This is a genomic window from Massilia sp. 9096 (assembly GCF_000745265.1).
In the GTDB taxonomy this organism is placed as follows: Bacteria; Pseudomonadota; Gammaproteobacteria; order Burkholderiales; family Burkholderiaceae_D; genus Telluria.
Map to the genome: position 1 here is coordinate 1,876,249 of NZ_JQNN01000001.1, position 23,459 is coordinate 1,899,707.

Annotated in this window: 14 protein-coding genes, 3 rRNA genes and 2 pseudogenes; 10 read left to right on the forward strand and 9 right to left on the reverse strand. The window is 60.1% G+C overall.

All coding sequences use genetic code 11. From position 1 onward, the window contains the following. Window positions 1-117: 117 nt before the first annotated feature. The gene (locus tag FA90_RS25550; protein ID WP_081934066.1) at window positions 118-1,266 is read left to right on the forward strand and encodes an IS5 family transposase; all 1,149 of its coding nucleotides are present in this window, start codon (window positions 118-120) and stop codon (window positions 1,264-1,266) included. A 121-nt stretch (window positions 1,267-1,387) separates the two neighbouring features. On the opposite strand, the pseudogene FA90_RS27660 reads toward FA90_RS25550, so the two are convergent. Next, a pseudogene (locus tag FA90_RS27660) lies at window positions 1,388-1,501 on the reverse strand (LysR family transcriptional regulator); the annotation flags it as partial. Window positions 1,502-1,508: 7 nt separating this feature from the next. Here FA90_RS27660 and FA90_RS27665 point away from each other — a divergent pair. From FA90_RS27665 to FA90_RS08030, 4 genes and pseudogenes are all read left to right on the forward strand, one after another. After that, window positions 1,509-1,658 (forward strand): annotated as a pseudogene (locus FA90_RS27665) (malonate transporter subunit MadM); the annotation flags it as partial. Window positions 1,659-1,705: 47 nt separating this feature from the next. After that, entirely contained in the window at window positions 1,706-2,395 is a 690-nt protein-coding gene (locus FA90_RS08020; RefSeq protein ID WP_036167720.1) for a malonate decarboxylase holo-ACP synthase, read from the forward strand. After that, the gene (gene mdcH / locus FA90_RS08025; protein ID WP_036167726.1) at window positions 2,392-3,327 is read left to right on the forward strand and encodes a malonate decarboxylase subunit epsilon; all 936 of its coding nucleotides are present in this window, start codon (window positions 2,392-2,394) and stop codon (window positions 3,325-3,327) included. Before FA90_RS08020 ends, mdcH begins: the two co-directional genes overlap by 4 nt. 36 nt (window positions 3,328-3,363) lie before the next feature. Further along, window positions 3,364-4,041 carry an alpha/beta hydrolase gene (locus FA90_RS08030; protein ID WP_036167735.1) on the forward strand — a complete coding sequence of 226 codons (678 nt, stop codon included), beginning with the start codon at window positions 3,364-3,366 and terminating at the stop codon, window positions 4,039-4,041. 7 nt (window positions 4,042-4,048) lie between these two features. Here the strand turns inward: FA90_RS08030 and FA90_RS08035 are convergent, their stop codons facing one another. After that, window positions 4,049-6,628, reverse strand: a complete 2,580-nt coding sequence (locus tag FA90_RS08035; protein ID WP_036174784.1) for a prolyl oligopeptidase family serine peptidase — start codon at window positions 6,626-6,628, stop codon at window positions 4,049-4,051. 226 nt (window positions 6,629-6,854) lie between these two features. Further along, complete coding sequence (locus FA90_RS08040) at window positions 6,855-7,781, reverse strand: carbon-nitrogen hydrolase family protein (protein ID WP_036167738.1); 927 nt, start codon at window positions 7,779-7,781, stop codon at window positions 6,855-6,857. Between the two features lie 274 nt (window positions 7,782-8,055). Between FA90_RS08040 and FA90_RS08045 the strand changes: the two genes are divergently transcribed. From FA90_RS08045 to FA90_RS08060, 5 genes are all read left to right on the forward strand, one after another. After that, window positions 8,056-10,734 carry a type VI secretion system Vgr family protein gene (locus FA90_RS08045; RefSeq protein WP_051971574.1) on the forward strand — a complete coding sequence of 893 codons (2,679 nt, stop codon included), beginning with the start codon at window positions 8,056-8,058 and terminating at the stop codon, window positions 10,732-10,734. Beyond that, on the forward strand, window positions 10,731-11,555 hold the full coding sequence (locus FA90_RS08050; RefSeq protein WP_081933730.1) for a DUF4123 domain-containing protein: 825 nt from the start codon (window positions 10,731-10,733) through the stop codon (window positions 11,553-11,555). The genes FA90_RS08045 and FA90_RS08050 overlap by 4 nt, the downstream gene beginning before the upstream one ends. 106 nt (window positions 11,556-11,661) lie before the next feature. Beyond that, window positions 11,662-12,252, forward strand: a complete 591-nt coding sequence (locus FA90_RS25555) for a DUF3304 domain-containing protein (RefSeq protein WP_081933731.1) — start codon at window positions 11,662-11,664, stop codon at window positions 12,250-12,252. Between the two features lie 206 nt (window positions 12,253-12,458). Then, window positions 12,459-13,928 carry a DUF2235 domain-containing protein gene (locus FA90_RS25560; RefSeq protein WP_373994598.1) on the forward strand — a complete coding sequence of 490 codons (1,470 nt, stop codon included), beginning with the start codon at window positions 12,459-12,461 and terminating at the stop codon, window positions 13,926-13,928. Window positions 13,929-13,946: 18 nt separating this feature from the next. Further along, window positions 13,947-14,204, forward strand: coding sequence for a PAAR domain-containing protein (locus FA90_RS08060; protein ID WP_036167747.1), 258 nt, complete (start codon window positions 13,947-13,949; stop codon window positions 14,202-14,204). A gap of 145 nt (window positions 14,205-14,349) precedes the next feature. Here FA90_RS08060 and FA90_RS08065 read toward each other — a convergent pair whose 3' ends face one another. The 6 genes from FA90_RS08065 to pcaF form a co-directional block, all read right to left on the reverse strand. Continuing rightward, entirely contained in the window at window positions 14,350-14,775 is a 426-nt protein-coding gene (locus FA90_RS08065) for a response regulator (RefSeq protein WP_051971575.1), read from the reverse strand. 529 nt (window positions 14,776-15,304) lie between these two features. Beyond that, a complete protein-coding gene (locus tag FA90_RS08075; protein ID WP_036167753.1) occupies window positions 15,305-16,372 on the reverse strand; it encodes a porin in 1,068 nt (355 codons plus the stop codon). Between the two features lie 384 nt (window positions 16,373-16,756). Next, window positions 16,757-16,869: ribosomal RNA gene (rrf, locus tag FA90_RS08080) — 5S ribosomal RNA — on the reverse strand. A 116-nt stretch (window positions 16,870-16,985) separates the two neighbouring features. Continuing rightward, window positions 16,986-19,859 (reverse strand): 23S ribosomal RNA (locus tag FA90_RS08085). A 270-nt stretch (window positions 19,860-20,129) separates the two neighbouring features. Then, a 16S ribosomal RNA gene (locus FA90_RS08090) occupies window positions 20,130-21,658 on the reverse strand. The 16S, 23S and 5S rRNA genes sit together here, the layout of an rRNA operon. Window positions 21,659-22,251: 593 nt before the next feature. Next, entirely contained in the window at window positions 22,252-23,454 is a 1,203-nt protein-coding gene (gene pcaF / locus FA90_RS08095; RefSeq protein ID WP_036174793.1) for a 3-oxoadipyl-CoA thiolase, read from the reverse strand. Window positions 23,455-23,459 lie beyond the last annotated feature (5 nt).

The following is a 23,459-nucleotide window of genomic DNA, read 5'->3' on the forward strand; positions in this document are numbered from 1 at the left end:
CGACCATTCAATGACGACATTCTTTTGCACGACATTCGGTTGGAAATACCTTAGAGGGTGTAGACAAAATCAATAACGTAGCTGTGGCATGCTATCCCGATGTGGAAGGAGCATGCCATGGCAACGAAACATCCACTCGACGGTACTGAGCCCTCAAGCAACGTTGGCGGCAGGCCGCCGGCGTTGAAGCCTGAGCATATCGCGATTTTGCACGACATCGTGACGGAGCGCGCCCAAGCCAGTTTGCATGAAATCGCCGACGAGCTGCATCGCCGCTGTGGGTTACGCGTTTGCGATGCAACGATTCGACGCGTGCTGCGTGCGCAAGGCATCGTACGGCTCAAGCCAGCGCGCCGCGCGCATACGGAGCGAGCTGAGGGCGCCAAACGGTATGGCTACACGGCAGTGCACCGACGCAAGGATATTTCCCCATACAGCACCAATCTGACAGATGCCGAGTGGGAGCTGGTCGCTGATTTGTTCGAGCGATTACCAGGAAAACGAGGCACGCCTGTGCATTACAGCCGCCGCGATCTGGTAAATGCGTGCTCGTATGTACTGCGCACGGGTTGCGCCTGGCGGCTGTTACCCGAGACGTTTCCACCTTGGCAGGCGGTCTACAAGGCATTTTCGCGCTGGGTCGAAGCCGGCGTATTCGAGCAGATGCAGGACCGGCTGCGCGAACAATGGCGTGCACGAATGGGACGCGCGAGTACGCCGGCCGCAGCAGTGATCGATGCACAGTCCACTCGCGCGTCGCCACAAGGTGGCGAAAGCGGATTCGATGCAGGCAAGAAGGTCAAAGGACGAAAGCGCAATCTCGTCGTCGATACAATGGGGCTGCTCATCGCAGTCACGGTGACCGCCGCGAGCGTGCAGGACCGAGATGCTGCCGCAGCCGTGGTTGCGCAAGCGTGCGCCAAGAGCCCTCGGCTCGAAAAGCTTTACACCGACGGCGCGTACGGTGGGAAGTGCGCCCATGATATCGAGCAGGCGCATCATATTCGTGTCGAAGTCGTTCGTCGTCCAGGTAACAGCACGATCGGAACGCTGCACGATCCCAAGACGACATCTGAGCCAACTGCTGTTATCAACTCAGGATTCACGATCCTGCCCAAACGCTGGGTCGTTGAACGAACCCACGCTTGGACCGAACGCTGGCGCCGCACAGTGATGCATCACGACCGCAAACTCGCGGTATCAGCGGCTTGGGTTTGGCTGGCCGAGGCACGTATGCTACTCAGCAGGCTCGCTTATCAAGGTTGATTTCGTCCACACCCTGTTAAAGCGTCTAACAAAACCCGCAGGGCAAGGCGCATCGTCGAAGACAGTACGCTAGTACGGCGAGACGATGCAACGCAGCCATGGGTGCTTTTGTTAGGCGGTTTTAAGCGGCCAGGTCCTTGCCGCGCGCACCGCACATCCTGCACTCGGCGGCCAGCGCCAGCAAATTCGGGTCGCGCTCGCGCGAGCGCGAAATCAACAGCGTAATGGTCTGGCGCGAGGCCATCGGGGCGGGCGCCGTGACCTATATCGTCGGCCCGGTGACCGGGGCGGCGATCGGCGCCAGCTCGGAGCTGATGGCGTTGTCGATCGCCACCGGCCTGGTCAAGGCCATCATTGTCATGGTCGGCACGCCGATCGCGGCGCGCTTCCTGCTCCGGCCCTCGATGCTGTATTTCGCGACGCGCTCGCTGGTGGGCTGATGGACGGCGCTTTCCGCTTGCCGCGTCCGCACGACCTGCTGTTCCTGCGCCGGCACGACGCCTTCACGCCCTGGGCCGAAGGCGGCCTGCCGGACTGGCTGGACGCTGCATGGATGATGCAGGCGCCGCTGGTCGCGCGGCGGGCGCTCGCCGGTTCCGGCCGGGCGCCCGCCGGCGCGCGTGGGCTGGCGCGCAAGCAGCGCTGCGCCGGCGAGGTGGCGCTGGACGCGGTGGCGCGCCGGGTCACGCCGGAACAGCTGGCGGCTTCGCTCACGGCAGGCGCCGGCGCCGGCAGGATGGCGGAGGGGGCGAGCACCCTGCCCTGCATCGCCGTCCTGCTGGCGCTGGTCCCGCGCCTGTCCGGCCTCGGCCTGGACTGGGGCCCGGCCGGCGGCGTCGGCTTCTGGCTGGCCAGCGGCCTGCCGGTGCTGCGGCCGGGCAGCGATCTCGACCTGCTCGTGCGCGTCCCGCGCCCGCCCGCGCACGCAACGCTGATTGCCCTGGGGGCGCTGCAGGACGAGAGCGCCTGTCGCATCGACATCCAGCTCGACACCGGCGCCGGCGGCTTCGCGCTGAACGAGTACCAGCGTGAAAGCGCACGCGGCGGCAAGGTGCTGCTCAAGACCGCAACCGGACCGCTGCTGCTGGCCGATCCCTGGGACGCGCCGGCGACGCGCGCCGCCGCATGAGCGTCCTGTTCACCTTTCCCGGCCAGGGCGCGCAAAAGCCCGCCATGCTGCACGCGCTGCCCGATCATCCCGAGACGGCACGCGCGCTGGAGCAAGCATCGCAGGCGCTTGGGCGCGACGTCCTTGCGCTCGACACCGCGCAGGCGCTGCGCTCGACCGTCGCGGTGCAACTGTGCCTGCTGGTCGCCGGCGTGGCGATGGCGCGCGTGCTGGCGGCGCACGGGGCGAGTCCGCAGATGGTGGCCGGGCTGTCGATCGGCGCCTGGCCGGCGGCGGTCGTGGCCGGCGTGCTCGATTTCACCGACGCCGTGCGCCTGGTCGAGCTGCGCGGCCGCCTGATGGAAGAGGCCTACCCGTCCGGCTACGGCATGACGGCCATCGGCGGACTGACGCGCCGGCAGCTCGAAGCGCTGGTCGCGCGGGTGCATGCGCCAGCCAGCCCGGTCTACATCGCCAACCTGAATGCGCAGCGCCAGATCGTGGTCGCCGGTTCGGAAGCGGCGATGCAGGCCGTGGCCGCGCTCGCGCTTGAACACGGAGCGCAGCGCGCCGAGCGGCTGGCGGTCTCGGTGCCGTCGCACTGCGAACTGCTGGACGCGCAGGCGCGCACGCTGGCGGACGCGCTCGCGCAGGTCGCCCTCGCGCGCCCGCGCATCGGCTTCATCAGCAGCAGCCAGGCGCGCGCGCTGTTCGACGCGCGCCGCATCGGGGAAGACCTCGCGGCCAACATGGCGCGGCCGGTGCCGTGGGCCGGGACGGTGCGCCACGCCTGGGAACGCGGCGCCCGCCTGGCGATCGAGACGCCCACCGGCGCGGTGCTGACCAATCTGACCGCGCAGGAATGGCCGGAGGGGGTCGCGCTCAGCTGCGAGAGCGCGCGCCTCGATACCCTCGTGCTGGCGGTGCGGCGCGCGTGCGACGGCGCGGTTTGAGATAATGCGCTCTGCACATCTGCCTTGCGTATCCACATGAACGACACCCTGCTGCCGGCCACGCGCCGCACCCAGTTCGCCGGCCCGGCCGGCATCATCGACGCCTTCGTCGACGCTCCCCATGAGAATGTGCATGGGCCCACGCGCGGCATCGCCATCGTCGCCCACCCGCACCCGCTCGAAGGCGGCAACGCCCAGCACAAGATCCCGCTGGCGCTGGCGCGCCTGTTCCAGCGCCACGGCTGGCTGGCGGTGCGCCCGAACTTCCGCGGCGCCGGCGCCAGCGAAGGCGCGCACGACACCGGCATCGGCGAAACCGATGACCTTTTGGCCGTGATCGAGGCGCTGCGGCGCGACCATCCGGACGCCGCCCTGGCGCTGGCCGGCTTCTCGTTCGGCGCGTTCGTGCAGTCGCGCGTGGCGCGGCGCCTGCTCGATGCAGGCCAGACGCCGGCCTGCACGGTGCTGGTCGGCCTGCCCTCGGGCGCCGCGACCACCGGCCGCGTCTACGACACGCCGGCCGTGGCGCCCGATGCGCTGGTGATCCACGGCGAGGAAGATCCGATCGCGCCGCTGGCCAACGTGATGGCATGGGCGCGCCCGCAGCACCTGCCGGTCGTGGTCCTGCCGGGCGCGAACCACTTCCTGACCGGCTACCTGAATCCGTTCACGGCGATCGTCGAGCGCCACCTGGCCGGGCTGGCGCCGCTCTGACGGCGCCTCAGCGCGCGGCGGTGGCGGTCGTCCCGCGCGGCGGCGCGTTCTTGACGTACTTGTCGAACCAGCGCAGCATCTCGTACACCAGCTGCTCGTTCGACTCGCGCGCCGCGTACCAGTGCGGCTCGTGCGGCAACATCACCAGGCGCGTGGTGCCGCCGTTGCCGCGGATCGCTTCGAACAGCTTCTGCGATTGCAGCGGCGTCGTGCCCGGGTTGGCATCGTCGCCGCCGTGCACCAGCAGCAGCGGCGTCTTGAGCTTGTCGGCGTAGAAGAAGGTGGATGCCTTGGTGTAGACGTCCGGGGCTTCCCACACCGAGCGGCGTTCGCTCTGGAAGCCGAACGGCGTGAGCGACTTGTTGTACGAGCCGCTGGTGGCCGCGCCGGCGCGGAACAGGTCCGAGTGCGCCAGCAGGTTGGCGGTCATCAGCGCGCCGTGGCTGTGGCCGGTCACCCCGATGCGGTCGGGATCGGCCACGCCCAGGCGCACCGCTTCGTCGACCGCGGCCTTGGCGTTGGCGACCAGCTGCTCGGTGTAGGTGTCGTAGGCCTTGCGCGGGTCGCCGACGATCGGGAACGCCGCGCTGTCGATGATCGCGTAGCCCGCCAGCAGCAGGAGGCGGTACTGGCGCAGGCGCGTGAACGTCGCTTGCGAGCCGGTGGTCTGGCCGGCCTTGGAGGCATCGGCGTAATCGAGCGGATAGGCATTCAGGATGGCCGGCACGCGCGTGCCCTCCTTGTAGCCGGGCGGCGTGTACAGCGTGAACGAGAGCTCGATGCCGTCGGCGCGTTTATACTTCACCAGGCGCTTCTGGATCGCGCGCACCTGCGGGGTCGGGTCGGTCAGGTGGGTCAGCGCGACGCTGTTCGAGGCGTAAGCCGCTTCGCCGGCGGCGGCGCCAGGGGCCGCCGCGCCGATGCTGCGCACCAGCGCGTTCGGCGTCTCGCTGACCGACTGGTACCAGGTCAGCAGGCGCTTGCTGTCGTCGTTGGCGAAGCCGAGGAATTGCTCGTACGAGGCGCCGCTGCTGCGGAACAGGCGCTCCGACTTCTGCGTTGCGAGGTCGAGGCGGTCGAGGAAAGGCCGGTCGCCATCCGGGGAGGAACCGACGCCGGACATGAAGATCGTGTCGCCGTCCTGGCGGATCACCCAACCGCCGTCGGGCAGGATGCGGTGCACCGGACGGCCCGGGTTGGCGTAATGCTCGTCGCTCGACATGTCCCACAGCAGGCGGCGTGGGCTGCCGGCGGCGTCGACGTCGACCTGCCAGGTGCGCATCCAGTGGCGGTTGACGTCATAGTCGCTCAGCAGCGCCGTGCCGGGGCGCTCGCTCCAATCGAGGCCGGCGAAACGCTGCTCTGTGCGCGTGAGCTCGACCGGGGCGCCGCTGAAGGGCGCCTTCAGCAGCATCAGCTTGTCGCGCTGCGCCGCCTTGGCGTTCGGATCGCCGCCGTCGAGCGCTTCGGCCCAGACCAGCGTCGCCGGATCGGTCGGACGCCACATGAAGTCGCGCGGGCCGGTCGGCACGCCGTGTACCGGCACGCGGTCGGCGAGCGGGAGCGCCGCCAGCGCGCGCACGACCGGGTTGGCGCCGGCTTTTCCATCACCACGCGCATGCCGGCCCAGGTCCCACACGTCGACCTGCTTGGGGAAACGGTCGAAGGTCGTCACGTACGAGTACGGGGCGCGGATCTCGGTCACGAGCGCGTGGCGCCCGTCCGGCGCGACGCCGAGCGACTCGTACATGCCCGGCCGGCCGACCGGCGTGACCTTACCGCTGGCGGCGTCGACCAGCGCCAGTTGCGAGGTGCCGTAGAAGTCGAACAGCGCTTCGTCCTCGCGGTTGCGCAAGGTGTCGCGGTTCTCGTAGGTGCTGCTCTGCCCGGTCGCGCCGAGCGACTCCTGGATGCCGGGACCGTCGGCGCCCGGGGACGCCGCGGGCGGCGTCTTTTGCTCGGACACCAGCTTGACCAGCAGCGTCTTCTGGTCGGGCATCCACTGGAACTCGTCGCCGAACATCGGGTTCAGGCGCACGCCCGGCAGGCGGCGGATCGCGCCGCTGGCGGCGTCGCCGACCCACAGTTCGACCGCGCTGCTCGCCACGTTCTCGAATACGAAGCGGCGGCCGTCGGCGCTCCACACCGGGCGGCGCGGGCAGGCGCCCGGCGGCAGCTGGACCTTGGTCTGCCTGCCGTCGGCGACCTGCACCAGGTCGATCGCACCGACGCAGGGCGGGATGCCGTAGCCGCCCGAGGTGTCGTGCTGGCTGTGGTTGCCCGGCTCGATGCGCACGCCGGCCAGCCGCAGGAACGGCGTCGCCACCTTGGCGATCGACGGGTATTCGTCCATCGTGACCAGCATCAGCCGGTCGCGCGTCGGACTGAGCGACGGCGACGGCGGCGGCGGCGCGCGCATCACGTCCAGGATCGCCTTCGGCGGTTGGCTGTAGCCGCCGCCAGTGGCGGGGGCCGCGGCGGCATGGGCCGGGGTGGTACCGGCCGGCGCGGCGGCTCTCGATCCGGTGGCCGCGCCGAGGGCGAGCGCAGTGCTCACCAGGCCGGACAGCAAACGTTTTCCCTGCATGGACATTCTCCGTTCTGTCGACATCGTGGATGCACGGCGCGTGCCGATCCGCACATGAATACGAGGACATTGCCATAAAAATATTTCCATCGCAATACGAAAATGCCATGAAGCCGGACCGGCGACTTGCGTGGGCGCCCGATGAAGAAAAGCCCGGCAACGCGGGGCTTCATCGACGGTGATCGTGCTGGTGGCTGCGGTCACGGCCACCGGCGCCGGACGCGGCTCAGTCGGAGGTGAAACGCACCGTCTGGCGCGCGCGCTCGTCGACCGCCAGCGAGAACACGTCCGGCCGCGCATAGTGGCCGACCACGTCGAAGTCGTAGCGCGCACGCACCAGTTCGTCGGTGTCGATTTCGGCGACGACCAGACCGGTTTCGCCCACCAGCGGCCCGGCCAGCACCTCGCCAAGCGGCCCGACGATCAGGCTGCCGCCATTGATCAGCGGGCGCTGCGGGTCCCAGCCCGGCACGTCGACGCCGAGCGCGCTCGGCGATGGCTGCACCTGGCAGGCGCTGATCACGAAGCAGCGTCCCTCGTGCGCGATGTGGCGCATCGAGCATTGCCAGACGTCGCGCTCGTCGACGGTCGGTGCGCACCAGATCTCCACGCCCTTGGCATACATCGCGGTGCGCAGCAGCGGCATGTGGTTTTCCCAGCAGATCGCGGCGCCGGCCTTGCCCGCAGCGGTCGCGACCACCGGCAACGTCGAACCGTCGCCCTGCCCCCAGATCAGGCGCTCGGTCCCGGTCGGCATCAGCTTGCGGTGCTTGGCCACCAGGCCGGCCTGCGGATCGAAGAACAGCGCCGTGCAATACAGCGTGCTGCCGGCGCGCTCGATCACGCCGATCACGATCGACGCAGCGCAGCGTGCCGCCAGCCCGGCCAGCGCGTCGGTCTCCGGCCCCGGCACATCGATGGCGTTGGCGTGGTAGTCGGCAAAGGCCTGGCGTCCTCCGGGCAGGCGGTAGCCGAGCCGGGTGCCGAAGATCTCGCCCTTGGGATAGCCCCCCAGCAGGGCTTCGGGCATCACGACCAGGCTGGCGCCCGATGCGCGAATGCGTGCTTCGAAGCCGAGGATATGTTGCAGGGTGTCGGCTTTGCCGAGCGGGGATGCGCCGATTTGCAGGGCGGCGACGGTGGATTTGGGCAAGAGGACTCCGATCAGCTACGTTGAACTAAAGAGGTCGAGATCTTCGACACCGAAGATCGACAGCGCCTCATTGTCCTATGAAACCGGTCGGCATGTGCCTTCTCGTCTGGTCGATCGGACTCAGGACTATTCAAAAATTCCGACCGCCACAGGTTTGACTGTAGCAAGAACGCACGGTCCTAACTTAAATGGCAAGAGGCTTGCTGTGTCTCAATTTCAGACAGCGTCGGGATGTGAAAATGCACGCTTGTTCCCCTAGGAAACAGGAGGAGCCGTGCCGCTTGACAAAGAACTCAGCGATTTCATCCAGATTGAAAAGCGCCTGAATACCAGGAACCGCCCTATCCGGCTGCGACTCTTCCACCAAACTGAGCAGACCGACGATATCATCCTTCCTCAGGTTGTCAGCGGCATCGAATCCGTCTGTGGCGGGTTCGAATACAAAGTCAACTGCGTTGCGACCACCTATAGTTTGCCGTTGAAGTCGTTCATCGGCTTGCCTGCTTCACTCGAGTTCGTTAACGACCGGGGTCAAATCAGGACAGTCAACGGCCTGATAAAGCAAGCCAGTTGCGGCGAATCCGATGGCGCGATCTCGAGCTACCAGCTCGTCATCTGTGACGCGATGGCGGTCATGGAGCAACGCGTCAACACGCGCGTTTTTCGCAGGATGAGCTGGCCGCAAATCGTGGCCGTGCTACTGAAAGAATGGCCACAGATTAACGCAGCGCTTGCAGGCGTATTCGACTGTGAATTTGCGCCGGGCTTTCGGCTCGACAAATACCCGGAACGAGAACAAACAATCCAGTTTAATGAATCGGATGCCGCATTCATACGGCGCCTGTTGGCGCGTTCCGGGATCGCCTGGTTCTTCCGTCCTGGCCGAAACCGCGCCTGGGAAAACGAGAACAAATCCAGCGGGTCGACCGCCGCGCACACGCTCGTTTTGTTTGACGACGAAAGTAGTCTGAACAAGAACGCGGCGGGGATCGTTCGCTACCATCGCGACGACGCCACCGAACAGCGCGATTCAGTAACACGCTGGGGTTCCACCCGTACGTTGCGGGTTGGGAGCGCCAGCGTCTTTAGCTGGGACTACAAGCGTCCAGGCAGCGCGCCATGGATGTCCGTGGAAGTGCCGTCCAGGGCTGATCAAGGCCAGATCGGCAATCAGCTGGCCGGCGGGATACAGGAATTCATTGTCGAATCCCCTCATATCGCCAGCGACAACGAAGAACTGTATCGCTTTGGCCTGTTACGTATGCAAGGTAAGGAGCTCGATACCAAGCATTTCTTCGGTGAAGGAAGCGTGCGTGACTTCTGCGCAGGGGAGTACTTCACGATTGCAGAACATCCAGAGATCGACAGACACTCTCCGGCCGAACGCGATTTCGTCATCACGTCGATCCAACTCAAGGCGCGAAACAACCTTCCAAGGAGTCTTGAGGAACGTGGGCAACGGCTGTTCTCTTCCAACGAATGGCATGGCGCCTCCGGTCCGATCAACGACGACGCCAAGGGTAGCGCAACGGTGCCTTTTCAGATGCGGTTCGAGGCCGTACGTCGCACCGTTCCGATCGTTCCTCCACTGGATGCGCATACCAGCATGCGCGATCCAGGTTTGCAGATTGCGCTGGTAGTCGGGGGCGAAGACGATGTCGTCCATTGCGACGAGTATGGACGCGTCAAGATCCGTTTTCCTGCCACCCGGCCCACGGACCATCAGCACGCACGAGGTGCCGGCGCATCGGATACGGACATCGATTCTGCATGGGTCCGAGTCGCAACTGGCTGGGCTGGTAACGGCACGTCGCAATGTGGAACTCTGACTCTGCCCAGGGTCGGGACAGAAGTCCTGGTGGCCTTCCTGAATGGCGATCCGGACAAGCCAGTCATCATCAGCCAGCTCTTTAACGGGCGGGCGTTGCCACCCCCTCTGAGCAAACGCGCCAATCTGCCATCGACGCGCTTTCTGTCCGGCATGCGCAGTCAGGAAATTGGCGGATCAGGTGTAAACCAGCTTCGATTCGACGACACCCCGCATCAGATTAGCGCGCAACTTGCCAGCGACGACGGGTCCACGCAACTCAATCTTGGCTGGCTTACGCATCCGCGAGGCAACGACAGCCAACCCCGTGGTGAAGGAGCGGAACTTCGAAGCGACAAGTCTGTCGCGATTCGGGGCGGCAGAGGCGTGTTGATCACTGCCAGAGGCAGCGATCAGGCCAGCGGCAATCAGCTCGATCGAGCGGAACTGGTCAGCCTCGTTGACGGGCTGCGGGATATTGCTGACCAGCTTGCGAAGTTAGCTGAAACACATGCTAAAGACATCGCCAACGGGGCTCTAATGGCCCAGTTAGCCGAAAAGCTCAGGCATCTCGACGCCGGCACGAATGCCGCCAAAGGCAGCGGCAGTACCGGAGGCGCACCGATCGTTGCCATCAGTGGGCCCGCAGGCATCGTCATAGCGAGCGGGGAAAACCTCGTGCTCGGCGCCGAAAAGAGCGTAGACCTCATCACCGCTGTAGACACGAACTCGAGCGCTGGAGGCAGAACCTCCGTTCACGCGGCGCAGGGTATCAGCCATTTCGCCAATGACGGCGGCATCAAGCAAATTGCCGCCTGCGGCGACCTACGTTCTGAAGCGCAGGACGGCAACCTCGAGCTGCTGGCAAAGAAAGTAATGGAACTAATAAGCACGACGGACTGGATCAATATCAGGGCAAGACAAGGCGTGCGTATTTATGGCGGGGGCAGCGAACTGACGATCAGCGCGGACGGGATCATTGGAAAAACCGCCGGGAAAAGCCACGTCTATGCGGCTGACCACCAGACATTCGCCAAGCAAGCCCCGCAAACGCAATTCCCTGATGAATTAGCACACCACGATATCTGCATACCGTGCATGTTGGCCGCGGCACGCGCACACAGCCCGCTGGTGGAGGGAGAATGAACACTAATAATCCGGCTACGGCCGTCTATCTGTTGATCGACAACGGCCTGCTGGCTGAGGTATCGGCGAGTTACACCGAGTCTGACCCGCGCAGTCGCCCGACATGGCTGGTGCCAATCTATCCGGAACGCGCCCTGTCGGTCAGCCCGCTCCTGATCGATGTCGAAGCCGCGTACAAAGCCGGCGATCTCGACCAGGTCATGGGCTACGTGAACGCGCTCAAGCCGGCGCTGCACGTGTCGATCATCGAGACTGAGCTCACCCTTGAACAGATCGCGGCGCATCTGCTGCGATTCATTTTTATCCTGGATCCGGAGGGAAAGCAGTTCACGTTCAGGTATGCCGACTGCACGATCCTGGCTCTGCTCCCTTCGGTTCTCACGCCCGCGCAGTGGGGTTACATGGCGGGGCCAATGACGAGATGGCAGATTCACGACCGGACAGGAGAAGTTTTTCTACTGCCGTCGGCTGATTTAATTGCAAGTGAAGCGATACCGTTCCGTTTGGACAGCGAGCAGCTCGCCGCGCTTGACGAGGCGAGTGAACCTGATCACTACATCGCCAAAGTAAAAATGATGGGAAACCAAGGGCGTTTGCCGGGAAGTACGGCAGAGCAACACGCTTGGGCGCAAACGGCCCGCCAGCTCTGGCGTGCGGCCGGAAACAAAAACTCATTAGTTTTGATGGTTTTCACTGAGTTCGCACTAAGAACGCGCGGCAAGATTCTCTTGCAAGAAGCAACCGGAAACCTCCTATCAATAAACGAGTTGAATACGTTTAGTGCTGAATTGAATCAGCTATCCAAACAAATCATGGACTAGACCACGTCAAATACATAATTGACCAGGACGTCGAAGCAGCCGGACACCGCCGCGACTTTACTCTTCAAAAAAAAATCGCGAAAACCCGTAATCCATACGATATGACATGCGCATCCTAATCATTCTATTTCTGGCAGTCACGACCTTTGGAGTCTACTTGTTCTTCAATGAGTATATCAAAAAGGACAACGGCATCCCGGTTTCCGTAATCGGAGTTCACCACCTGGGCTCTGATTATTACATCGACAGCTTCTACGTCGACAAGTACTACGAAGGGAACATTGGCGAAGGCGGAGGCGGCAACGGAATGGTCTGTTGTCGAATGCTTCCTAGAAAATGGCATCCCGGCTTAATTGCAGATGTACGATGGGAAGTTCGTCATATCATAAGAAGCCCTATACCCGAAGTACCGGAAACAGCCGAGGTTGTCGGTGATTATCGGGCACAAGTGGCGGTGGAAGCGTACTTAGAGTCCGGCGATTTGTATGTTCATTTCTTTCCAGGAGGCCGGGCCCGGATTGTCGTGAGTGACTTTAGCGCTAGTGGGAAAGAACACCCGATTAAATGGGAGGATAAACAAGCAGGGCAAAAAGCTACCATCGGAATGAGTGTTAGCAGTCTATTTACCACAGAAGAACTCGCCGAGTTCAATCGTGAATTTGACCGTGACCGGGCTAAATATGGAGACTGGCGATGAGCCTTGCGAATATGCTTGTGACACCAACGCGTGTATCGCCTACTGCAGCCATCAAGCGGGTGATACCTTAGTACGAGTGCGATTTCAAAAAATGCCAGACCAATGTCAGTATTGGTTTATTCTTTGATGGCACAAATAACAACATGGACAGAGACTCCCGGAGTCTCGCGCACACCAATATTGCACGACTATATACCAACTACAATATGGACGCGAGTATCGGAATTTATAAACTTTACGTTCCAGGGGTTGGAACTAAATTCCCAGAGATCGGCGAGGATAGCGAAAGTCTGCTCGGCTCTGGATGCGCATTTGGCTGCGAAGGGCGCGTTATTTTCGGTTTGCTGGGCGTGTTTAACGCTATACATCATCGCTGCCACAACAAGTATCTACTTGAAAAGAATAGTATCCTCGCGTTATGCCGAAACAGTATGAGCGTAACCGATAGCAATGACCTTCAAGCCCTTAGCGAACTAGGCGCCACCAGTGGTCTGCTACAAGTAAAACTTGGAAGCAATAGCAGTCGACGAGAGTTCCTGACGCGGCAGGCCAGTTTTCTCGAAGCCAAGCTGGCAAGTGGAAAGCCTCATATAGTCGAGTGCTTCGTTGACGTTTTCGGTTTCTCGCGAGGTGCAGCACAAGCGCGGGTTTTCTGCAGTTGGCTGAATGAACTACTCGTCGGAGGCCGTCTAGCCGGCGTACCGATACGATTTCGCTTTCTGGGAATTTTCGACACTGTTGCATCTGCCGGGTTCTGGTCGGGAGGATCAGCCTTGATCAGGAACTCAACAGGTGGCCATGGCGCGTGGGCCAGTGCGGAGTCATTGCGCGTACCGGCTTCGGTTCTAAATTGCGTCCACATGGTCGCAATGCACGAGCTCAGACGGAACTTCCCCCTGGACGAAATCGGCGTCGGTGGAAAACTGCAACCGGGATGGGTCCAGCATGTGTATCCCGGTGCACACAGTGATGTTGGCGGTGGCTATCGGCCGGGCGAACTCGGCATCTCAATAGGTTCCGATTCCCTGAAACTTTCTCAAATTCCTCTGAATCACATGCTGGACTGCGCCGTAGCAGCCGGTGTGCCGGTGAGCCGCACTCGTTCGACGCCCGATCGTTATGATCCGTTCGCGATCCACTCGGACTTGGCCAAAGCGTACGACGCATTCATTTCAGACTCCACGTTGACTCCGCGTCCAGTATATGAATGGCTCCAGCCCTACCTGAACTGGCGTTGGGAGGTGCGCGACCGATTTCACGCGACGAATCAGGTCAAGAGAGCAAGCCAGCAGGAGAGAGAGATCTTGATCACGTTTAATAATAGCCTGGTGAGTGGCGCCGCCGCCATGCTGCGATCCTCTGGAATGGGCTTCTTACGGCGAGGATTCGCAGTCGCAACCGACTACCTTAATGTCGGGGCAAGAAACGACTTGCTTAAAACCTCGGTGTTGGAACCGGAAGCGCGCGACGTGCTTGCGCTGGCTCAGCGCGCCAAACCGGCGCCACCGTCGTTCGTCACGCTGTTTGACAATTATGTCCACGATTCACTCGCCGGATTCAATAAATCGAGTGTGGAATTGACAGGCTACTGGCGGTATCGACGAGTCTTTCTTGGTAACGATGAACACGTCCTGGCCGCGAACGAGAATGTGGACACGGAACGTAATCTTGCGTAATGAATTTGGAGAGCTGTCATGAAAGACCAACAAGGGCGCGGCATTATCCGCCTCGGCGACAAGACGACGCACGGTGGAAAAGTCATCTCGGCGGCCGACGATTATGTTGTGCTCGGCAAACCCGTCGCCGTCGAAGGTGACGCGACCTACTGTCCCAAATGTAAGGGCAGCTTCCCGATCCAGCCGAGTGGAAGCACCCGCAAACACCGCAATAAACAGGTCGCTTACGATCAGGACGCAACGGCCTGCGGCGCCAAACTCATTTCGTCGCTGTAATGGAGGCCGGACCATGCCGACGGATGCCGCTTCCTGTATCGCCCCATGGACTGCGAGACGATGGGTTGCATGCTCTGACCGCCCATGAAGACCGCTTCGACGGTCTATGGTAAGTCGGCTGGCGCGCACCCGCTGAGCCGCATCTCTAAGGCGCCGACGCAGCATCCGCGCTAGCCGACGCCAGCCCCGGATGCGCCCGCCTCCCCTCCTCCAGCGCCGCCAGCAATGCCTCCATCTGCACTGGTTTGGCCATGTGCACGTCGAAGCCGGCGCGCCGGGTCAGCTCGCGTGCCTCGGTGTCGTCCCAGGCGGTCAGGGCGATGAAATAAGCGTGCTCGAGCTTGCGCACCTGGCGCAGCGTAGGCGCGACCTGGTCGCCGGAAAAGCGCGGCATGCCCAGGTCGAGGATCACGATGTGGGGTTCGAAGGACAGCGCGGCGTCGAGCGCCATGTAGCCGTCGTAGGCGGTGCTGGTGACGTAGCCGTAGGTGGACAGCAGGTCGCTGAGCATGTCGGCTGCGTCGCGATGGTCGTCCACGACGAGGACGCGGGTAGGATGATCGGTTGCCATAGTAAATCGATAACTGAAGAGCGCGCGGTCGCGCCCGTTGGACGTATCGGCATGCTCTGGGCCGATGCGCGGCGGTCTCGAACGCTACCGCTGCCGATGCGGGACGAAAGCCGTCCCGTCGATTACGTACGATTGTAACACCATTTACGGCAAGCAATTTAACGTTGTTTGGCCGCAACAGCTGCAGGCCGCGCCGCCGACGATGTCCGGCCACACGCGCCTAGGGACCGGCTCAGCTCCCGGCTTGATCTGCAGGTTGTTCTCGACTTTCTGGACGCCGGTTGACTGCTCATTGAACGTCTCCACGAAGAGCCATCGCCTAGAGAACGCACGATGCGCTTCTTTGACTGTCAGATTGTGACTCTCGGGAACAGCCAGCATTGACGCGCCAGGGGCTCTTCGATGGTGGCGCCCGTGCAGTGCCCGTCGGTGCTACGGCCGCAAGCTGAACCTGCACCGGCCGCCCACCGTCTACGATGAGCGCCAATGAGTTCAGAGAGAGAGAACCGCAGCCGGGCCGCAGGCGCCTTCAGAAGGTCTGGCGGATACCCAGGTTATAGCCGGTGTTGCCGGTGCCTGCATCGGTGTTGTTGTCCACCGTGTAGCCCGCACCGTTCTTGTTGTTGATATGCGCGTAGGCCGCGTACAGGCCAGTGCGCTTCGACAACGCGTACAGGTAGCCGATGCCCCACTCGTTGGCGTCCTGGTTGAAGCTGGTACGGTCATCCTTGCGCTGTACCGAAAACATGAGGATGCCCGGGCCGACAGGTGCCTTGAAGCCGAGAATGTAGTCGCGGCCGTCGGTCGACGCGGTCGGCTTCACGCCGCCGTATGGGTTGTTCGCGTTATACAAAGGCGCGCTGTTGAAGCCCTTGTCGACCTCAAAGCCGGCATACACCTGGATGATCTTGAAGTCGTAGTTGCCGCCGATCAGGACGTTGCGGCCGATGTCGTGGTTCACACCGGTCGCCACCACGTCGGAATTTTTGGCGTTGTAGATCAGGCGCAGTGACAGCGGGCCCTGTGCGTAGCTCACGCCCGCACCGACCTGGCGCCCTGCGGAGATCTCGCTCTGTTCGCCCGCGCTGTAGAACAGATCGATGTTCACCCCTTGAACGGTTGGCGTCGTATAGGTCACGCTGTTGCTGGCGCGAACGTTGGCGCCGTTGTCAGGCAGCAGGTTCTTGGAGGTACCCGCATAGCCAGTGCCGAACGGATCGATCGCCTGGAGCAGCGCCATGTGGTAAGGCGTGTACTGACGTCCAAGCGCGAGCGATCCGGCCTTCGTCTTCAGACCGACGAAAGCCTGGCGATTGAAGAGGGTGTTGTTGGCGTCGAGTTCGCCGGTGTCGATCTTGGCGCCGTTTTCCAGCGTGAAGAAAGCTTGCATGCCGTCGCCCAGATCTTCGGTCCCACGAAAGCCGATACGCGAGGCCGAGGCTGCGCCGCTGCTCACCTTCGTAACATGGCCACCGCTGCCGCCGTTTTCTCCGACCAGCGCTGCATCGGCGATACCGTAAATGGTAACGGCAGATTGTGCCATCGCGGCATGGGTTGCGAGCGTGAGGACGGCGTAAGCCAGCAGATGTTTTTTCATTTGTTTCCTTATCAACTTATTAACTGCACAACGCAACGCATGCGTTCAACTCCACCCCGTGGAGTCAGTTCCTGCGTCGAAAACGGATTCTAGACGATATTTCCAAGCGGCAACAGATATTGACGATCGTCGAGGCCAACTGTGTTGTGTGACGTGAACAGTTTGCGCACGCCATCGTTAGCATCGTTCAATTGGTGGATTTTGACCACGCCTTTTCGATGGCGAGTGTGCCGAAGCGACGATCAGATGTACGTGTTCGAGGGGGAGTGAAGCGTCCTGTTGCGCCGTACGACCGATGCACGCGTCGATTTCAATGGCTTTTACGGCGCCATAAAAGCAAAAAGCCCGCCCAGTATCAACTGGACGGGCTTCTGCGAATAATTAGCCTGACGATAACCTACTTTCACACTGGTTGCAGCACTATCATCGGCGCAAAGTCGTTTCACGGTCCTGTTCGGGATGGGAAGGGGTGGTACCGACTTGCTATGGTCATCAGGCATGACTTGTACGGGCGTCGCGTTTGCGCTGGCTTGGCGCCGCCCTGAATCTGGAAGAAGTTGTTTTGTCTGTTGTATCGAACTGCTGAACTCGTTGGCATGACTGCCAAGGTTATAGGGACAAGCCGTACGGGCAATTAGTATCGGTTAGCTTAATGCATTACTGCACTTCCACACCCGACCTATCAACGTCCTGGTCTCGAACGACCCTTCAAGGAGCTCAAGGCTCCGGGAAATCTCATCTCAAGGCGAGTTTCCCGCTTAGATGCTTTCAGCGGTTATCTCTTCCGAACTTAGCTACCCGGCAATGCCACTGGCGTGACAACCGGTACACCAGAGGTTCGTCCACTCCGGTCCTCTCGTACTAGGAGCAGCCCCCTTCAAATTTCCAACGCCCACGGCAGATAGGGACCAAACTGTCTCACGACGTTTTAAACCCAGCTCACGTACCACTTTAAATGGCGAACAGCCATACCCTTGGGACCGGCTACAGCCCCAGGATGTGATGAGCCGACATCGAGGTGCCAAACTCCCCCGTCGATATGAACTCTTGGGAGGAATCAGCCTGTTATCCCCAGAGTACCTTTTATCCGTTGAGCGATGGCCCTTCCATACAGAACCACCGGATCACTATGTCCTACTTTCGTACCTGCTCGACTTGTCGGTCTCGCAGTTAAGCACGCTTATGCCATTGCACTATTAGCACGATGTCCGACCGTACCTAGCGTACCTTCGAACTCCTCCGTTACACTTTAGGAGGAGACCGCCCCAGTCAAACTGCCTACCATGCACTGTCCCCGATCCGGATTACGGACCAAGGTTAGAACCTCAAACGAACCAGGGTGGTATTTCAAGGTTGGCTCCACGAGAACTGGCGTCCCCGCTTCAAAGCCTCCCACCTATCCTACACAGATTGGTTCAAAGTCCAATGCAAAGCTACAGTAAAGGTTCATGGGGTCTTTCCGTCTAGCCGCGGGTAGATTGCATCATCACAAACATTTCAACTTCGCTGAGTCTCGGGAGGAGACAGTGTGGCCATCGTTACGCCATTCGTGCAGGTCGGAACTTACCCGACAAGGAATTTCGCTACCTTAGGACCGTTATAGTTACGGCCGCCGTTTACTGGGACTTCAATCAAGAGCTTGCACCCCATCATTTAATCTTCCAGCACCGGGCAGGCGTCACACCCTATACGTCCACTTTCGTGTTTGCAGAGTGCTGTGTTTTTATTAAACAGTCGCAGCCACCAGTTTATTGCAACCCTTTCGCCCTCACACAGTAAAGTGATCAAGCTACCGGGGCGTACCTTTTCCCGAAGTTACGGTACCAATTTGCCGAGTTCCTTCTCCCGAGTTCTCTCAAGCGCCTTAGAATACTCATCTCGCCCACCTGTGTCGGTTTGCGGTACGGTCTCGTATGACTGAAGCTTAGAGGCTTTTCTTGGAACCACTTCCGATTGCTTCGCAGCTTAAAGCCGCTCGTCTCGACCCCTTGAATCACGTGCCCGGATTTGCCTAAGCACCTTCTATGAGTCAAAAACCAACTATTCCAACAGTTGGACAACCTTCCGCGATCCGTCCCCCCATCGCATCATACGACGGTGCAGGAATATTAACCTGCTTCCCATCAGCTACGCATCTCTGCCTCGCCTTAGGGGCCGACTCACCCTGCTCCGATGAACGTTGAACAGGAAACCTTGGGCTTTCGGCGAGAGGGCTTTTCACCCTCTTTATCGCTACTCATGTCAGCATTCGCACTTCTGATACCTCCAGCATCCTTTACAAGACACCTTCGCAGGCTTACAGAACGCTCTCCTACCATATGCTTGCGCATATCCGCAGCTTCGGTGACTAGCTTAGCCCCGTTACATCTTCCGCGCAGGACGACTCGATCAGTGAGCTATTACGCTTTCTTTAAATGATGGCTGCTTCTAAGCCAACATCCTGACTGTTTTAGCCTTCCCACTTCGTTTTCCACTTAGCCAATCTTTGGGACCTTAGCTGGCGGTCTGGGTTGTTTCCCTCTTGACGCCGGACGTTAGCACCCGACGTCTGTCTCCCAAGCTCGCACTCATCGGTATTCGGAGTTTGCAATGGTTTGGTAAGTCGCAATGACCCCCTAGCCATAACAGTGCTCTACCCCCGATGGTGATACTTGAGGCACTACCTAAATAGTTTTCGGAGAGAACCAGCTATTTCCAGGTTTGTTTAGCCTTTCACCCCTACCCACAGCTCATCCCCTAATTTTTCAACATTAGTGGGTTCGGACCTCCAGGGCGTGTTACCGCACCTTCATCCTGGCCATGGGTAGATCACCTGGTTTCGGGTCTACACCCAGCGACTGTCGCCCTGTTCGGACTCGATTTCTCTACGGCTCCCCTACTTGGTTAACCTCGCCACTGAATGTAAGTCGCTGACCCATTATACAAAAGGTACGCCGTCACCCCACGAAGAGGCTCCGACTGTTTGTATGCACACGGTTTCAGGATCTATTTCACTCCCCTCCCGGGGTTCTTTTCGCCTTTCCCTCACGGTACTGGTTCACTATCGGTCGATTACGAGTATTTAGCCTTGGAGGATGGTCCCCCCATCTTCAGACAGGATTTCACGTGTCCCGCCCTACTTATCGTACGCTTAGTACCACCGTTTGAATTTCGTGTACGGGGCTATCACCCGCTATGGCCAGTGTTTCCAAACTGTTCCACTATTCAATCGACTATCACGTACAGGCTCATCCCATTTCGCTCGCCACTACTTTGGGAATCTCGGTTGATTTCTTTTCCTGCAGCTACTTAGATGTTTCAGTTCGCCGCGTTCGCTTCGCATGCCTATGTATTCAGCATGCGATGACCTAAAAGGCCGGGTTTCCCCATTCAGACATCTACGGATCAAAGCTCGTTTGCCAGCTCCCCGTAGCTTATCGCAGGCTACAACGTCTTTCATCGCCTGTAATCGCCAAGGCATCCACCATGTGCACTTATTCACTTGTCCCTATAACGTTGGCCTCTACATGAGTAATAGAGAACGTCATAGTTATCAAGTTCAGCTGTGTTGTTTGATACATACAGATTTTCTACCCTAAGTGTTCGTTACATCTTTCAATGTATTGAACGCTTAAAGAAAACTTTACTTCTTCCAGATTGTTAAAGAACGAGAACTACACTTATCTAAGCCACATCGGCTTACATAAGCACAGTTACAGTCAACAGCCGATAAGCGTAGGCGCTTGATGATTGAGCGTTAGCTCAGGTGCCACTCTAGAAAGGAGGTGATCCAGCCGCACCTTCCGATACGGCTACCTTGTTACGACTTCACCCCAGTCACGAATCCTACCGTGGTAAGCGCCCTCCTTGCGGTTAAGCTACCTACTTCTGGTAAAACCCGCTCCCATGGTGTGACGGGCGGTGTGTACAAGACCCGGGAACGTATTCACCGCGACATGCTGATCCGCGATTACTAGCGATTCCAACTTCACGCAGTCGAGTTGCAGACTGCGATCCGGACTACGATACACTTTCTGGGATTAGCTCCCCCTCGCGGGTTGGCGGCCCTCTGTATGTACCATTGTATGACGTGTGAAGCCCTACCCATAAGGGCCATGAGGACTTGACGTCATCCCCACCTTCCTCCGGTTTGTCACCGGCAGTCTCATTAGAGTGCCCTTTCGTAGCAACTAATGACAAGGGTTGCGCTCGTTGCGGGACTTAACCCAACATCTCACGACACGAGCTGACGACAGCCATGCAGCACCTGTGTTCAGGTTCCCTTTCGGGCACACCCGGATCTCTCCAGACTTCCTGACATGTCAAGGGTAGGTAAGGTTTTTCGCGTTGCATCGAATTAATCCACATCATCCACCGCTTGTGCGGGTCCCCGTCAATTCCTTTGAGTTTTAATCTTGCGACCGTACTCCCCAGGCGGTCTACTTCACGCGTTAGCTGCGTTACCAAGTCAATTAAGACCCGACAACTAGTAGACATCGTTTAGGGCGTGGACTACCAGGGTATCTAATCCTGTTTGCTCCCCACGCTTTCGTGCATGAGCGTCAGTCTTGACCCAGGGGGCTGCCTTCGCCATCGGTGTTCCTCCACATCTCTACGCATTTCACTGCTACACGTGGAATTCTACCCCCCTCTGCCAGACTCCAGCCTTGCAGTCTCCAACGCAATTCCCAGGTTAAGCCCGGGGATTTCACGTCAGACTTACAAAACCGCCTGCGCACGCTTTACGCCCAGTAATTCCGATTAACGCTTGCACCCTACGTATTACCGCGGCTGCTGGCACGTAGTTAGCCGGTGCTTATTCTTCAGGTACCGTCATTAGCCCAAGGTATTAACCCAGGCCGTTTCTTCCCTGACAAAAGAGCTTTACAACCCGAAGGCCTTCTTCACTCACGCGGCATTGCTGGATCAGGCTTGCGCCCATTGTCCAAAATTCCCCACTGCTGCCTCCCGTAGGAGTCTGGGCCGTGTCTCAGTCCCAGTGTGGCTGGTCGTCCTCTCAGACCAGCTACTGATCGTCGCCTTGGTGAGCCTTTACCTCACCAACTAGCTAATCAGATATCGGCCGCTCCAAAAGCATGAGGCCCGAAGGTCCCCCACTTTCATCCGTAGATCGTATGCGGTATTAGCGTAACTTTCGCTACGTTATCCCCCACTTCTGGGTACGTTCCGATATATTACTCACCCGTTCGCCACTCGCCGCCAGGTTGCCCCGCGCTGCCGTTCGACTTGCATGTGTAAAGCATGCCGCCAGCGTTCAATCTGAGCCAGGATCAAACTCTTCAGTTCAATCTCTGTTTGCGACACTTTCGTGTCATTCGCTATTGCTAGCGAAGTCGCTCACTCAAAATACTGACCGTCGCCTCATTGCTGAGACAACGTATTTCTTTTGCGTGAACATTTGATAATTTAAGTATTCAGCAGCCACTTACGCGGCTGCCGGCACCTCATCAAACGCCCACACTTATCGACTGTTTATTTTTAAAGAACCGTGTTCTGTACTGCCTTGCTGCGTTGTGCGAATCGTTTTGTTCGTCAGCAGCAGAGGAATGAGATTATGCAGTGTTTCGCGTTACTCGTCAACCCCTTCGTTTTCTGCAGTGCACTCGATCTTTTCGATCAGGCAAGTTTAACTCCTTGTTTCCGTTAAACTTTTCGTGCGCTGCAGAAGCAGGAGACGAACTATAGCAAATCATCACGCAACCATGCAAGGGGGCGAATCGAACGGCGACAAAAACGCCACGCTTTCTAAAGCAATCGTTCTCAGCAATTTCCAGCGACAACGAAATTCCCCCAACTCACTCAGAAATCTTTCAATTCAGGAAAGACAAAAGCAAAGCCTTGCGCGAACAGGCTTTGCTTACCCCTTCGTTTCCGCTCGATCAGACGCGCTCGATCGCCATCGCGATACCCTGCCCCACCCCGATGCACATCGTGCACAGCGCGTAACGCCCGCCGGTGCGCTCGAGCTGATAGGTCGCGGCTGTGACCAGGCGCGCACCGCTCATGCCGAGCGGGTGGCCGAGCGCAATGCCGCCGCCGTTCGGATTCACGCGCGGGTCGTCGTCCGCAATGCCGAGCATGCGCAGCACGGCCAGGGCCTGGGAAGCAAACGCTTCGTTCAGCTCGATGAGGTCGAACTGGTCGAGCGTCATGCCGGTCTGGCGCAACAGCTTTTGCACGGCCGGCGCCGGGCCGATGCCCATCACCCGTGGCGCGACGCCGGCGGTCGCCATGCCGATGATGCGGGCGCGCTTGGTCAAGCCATATTGAAACGCCGCTTCCTCGTTCGCCAGCAGCAGCGCGCAGGCGCCGTCGTTCACGCCGGAGGCATTGCCGGCCGTGACCGTGCCTTCCGCGTGCACCACCGGTTTGAGCTTGGCCAGGGCTTCCAGGCTGGTTTCACGCGGGTGCTCGTCCTGGCTGAACAGGATGTGGTCGCCTTTCTTCTGCGGAATCTCGACCGCCACGATCTCGTCGGCGAAGGTGCCGTCACGCTGGGCGCGCGCAGTTTTTTGCTGGCTGGCCAGCGCGAAACGGTCCTGGTCTTCGCGCGACACCTTGTAGTCGACCGCGACATTTTCGGCCGTCTCCGGCATCGAATCGGTGCCGTACAGGTGCTTCATCTGTTTGCTCGGGAAGCGCCAGCCGATCGTGGTGTCGTAGATGGTGGCGTTGCGCGAGAACGCCGATTCCGCCTTGCCCATCACGAACGGCGCGCGCGTCATCGACTCGACGCCGCCGGCGATCATCAGACGGGCTTCGCCGGCCTTGATGGCGCGCCCTGCGATGCCAATCGCGTCCATGCCCGAACCGCACAGGCGGTTGACCGTGGTGCCGGGCACGTCAAGCGGCAGGCCGGCCAGCAGCGACGCCATGTGCGCCACGTTGCGGTTGTCTTCGCCGGCCTGGTTGGCGCAGCCGTAGATCACGTCGTCGACGGCGCTCCAATCGACTTCCGGATTGCGGCGCATGAGTTCTCGGATCGGCAGCGCGCCGAGGTCGTCCGCGCGCACGTCCTTCAGGGCGCCGCCGTAGCGGCCGATCGGGGTCCGGATGGCGTCGACGATGAATGCGTCAGTCATGGTCA

Bases quoted from the DNA above. Each gene is read 5' to 3' on its own strand.
- FA90_RS08060 (WP_036167747.1), top strand. From the start codon at position 13,947: ATGAAAGACCAACAAGGGCGCGGCATTATCCGCCTCGGCGACAAGACG.
- FA90_RS08075 (WP_036167753.1), bottom strand. From the start codon at position 16,372: ATGAAAAAACATCTGCTGGCTTACGCCGTCCTCACGCTCGCAACCCAT.
- FA90_RS25550 (WP_081934066.1), top strand. From the start codon at position 118: ATGGCAACGAAACATCCACTCGACGGTACTGAGCCCTCAAGCAACGTT.
- FA90_RS25555 (WP_081933731.1), top strand. From the start codon at position 11,662: ATGCGCATCCTAATCATTCTATTTCTGGCAGTCACGACCTTTGGAGTC.
- mdcH (WP_036167726.1), top strand. From the start codon at position 2,392: ATGAGCGTCCTGTTCACCTTTCCCGGCCAGGGCGCGCAAAAGCCCGCC.
- FA90_RS08050 (WP_081933730.1), top strand. From the start codon at position 10,731: ATGAACACTAATAATCCGGCTACGGCCGTCTATCTGTTGATCGACAAC.
- FA90_RS08065 (WP_051971575.1), bottom strand. From the start codon at position 14,775: ATGGCAACCGATCATCCTACCCGCGTCCTCGTCGTGGACGACCATCGC.
- FA90_RS08020 (WP_036167720.1), top strand. From the start codon at position 1,706: ATGGACGGCGCTTTCCGCTTGCCGCGTCCGCACGACCTGCTGTTCCTG.
- pcaF (WP_036174793.1), bottom strand. From the start codon at position 23,454: ATGACTGACGCATTCATCGTCGACGCCATCCGGACCCCGATCGGCCGC.
- FA90_RS25560 (WP_373994598.1), top strand. From the start codon at position 12,459: ATGGACGCGAGTATCGGAATTTATAAACTTTACGTTCCAGGGGTTGGA.
- FA90_RS08035 (WP_036174784.1), bottom strand. From the start codon at position 6,628: ATGCAGGGAAAACGTTTGCTGTCCGGCCTGGTGAGCACTGCGCTCGCC.
- FA90_RS08030 (WP_036167735.1), top strand. From the start codon at position 3,364: ATGAACGACACCCTGCTGCCGGCCACGCGCCGCACCCAGTTCGCCGGC.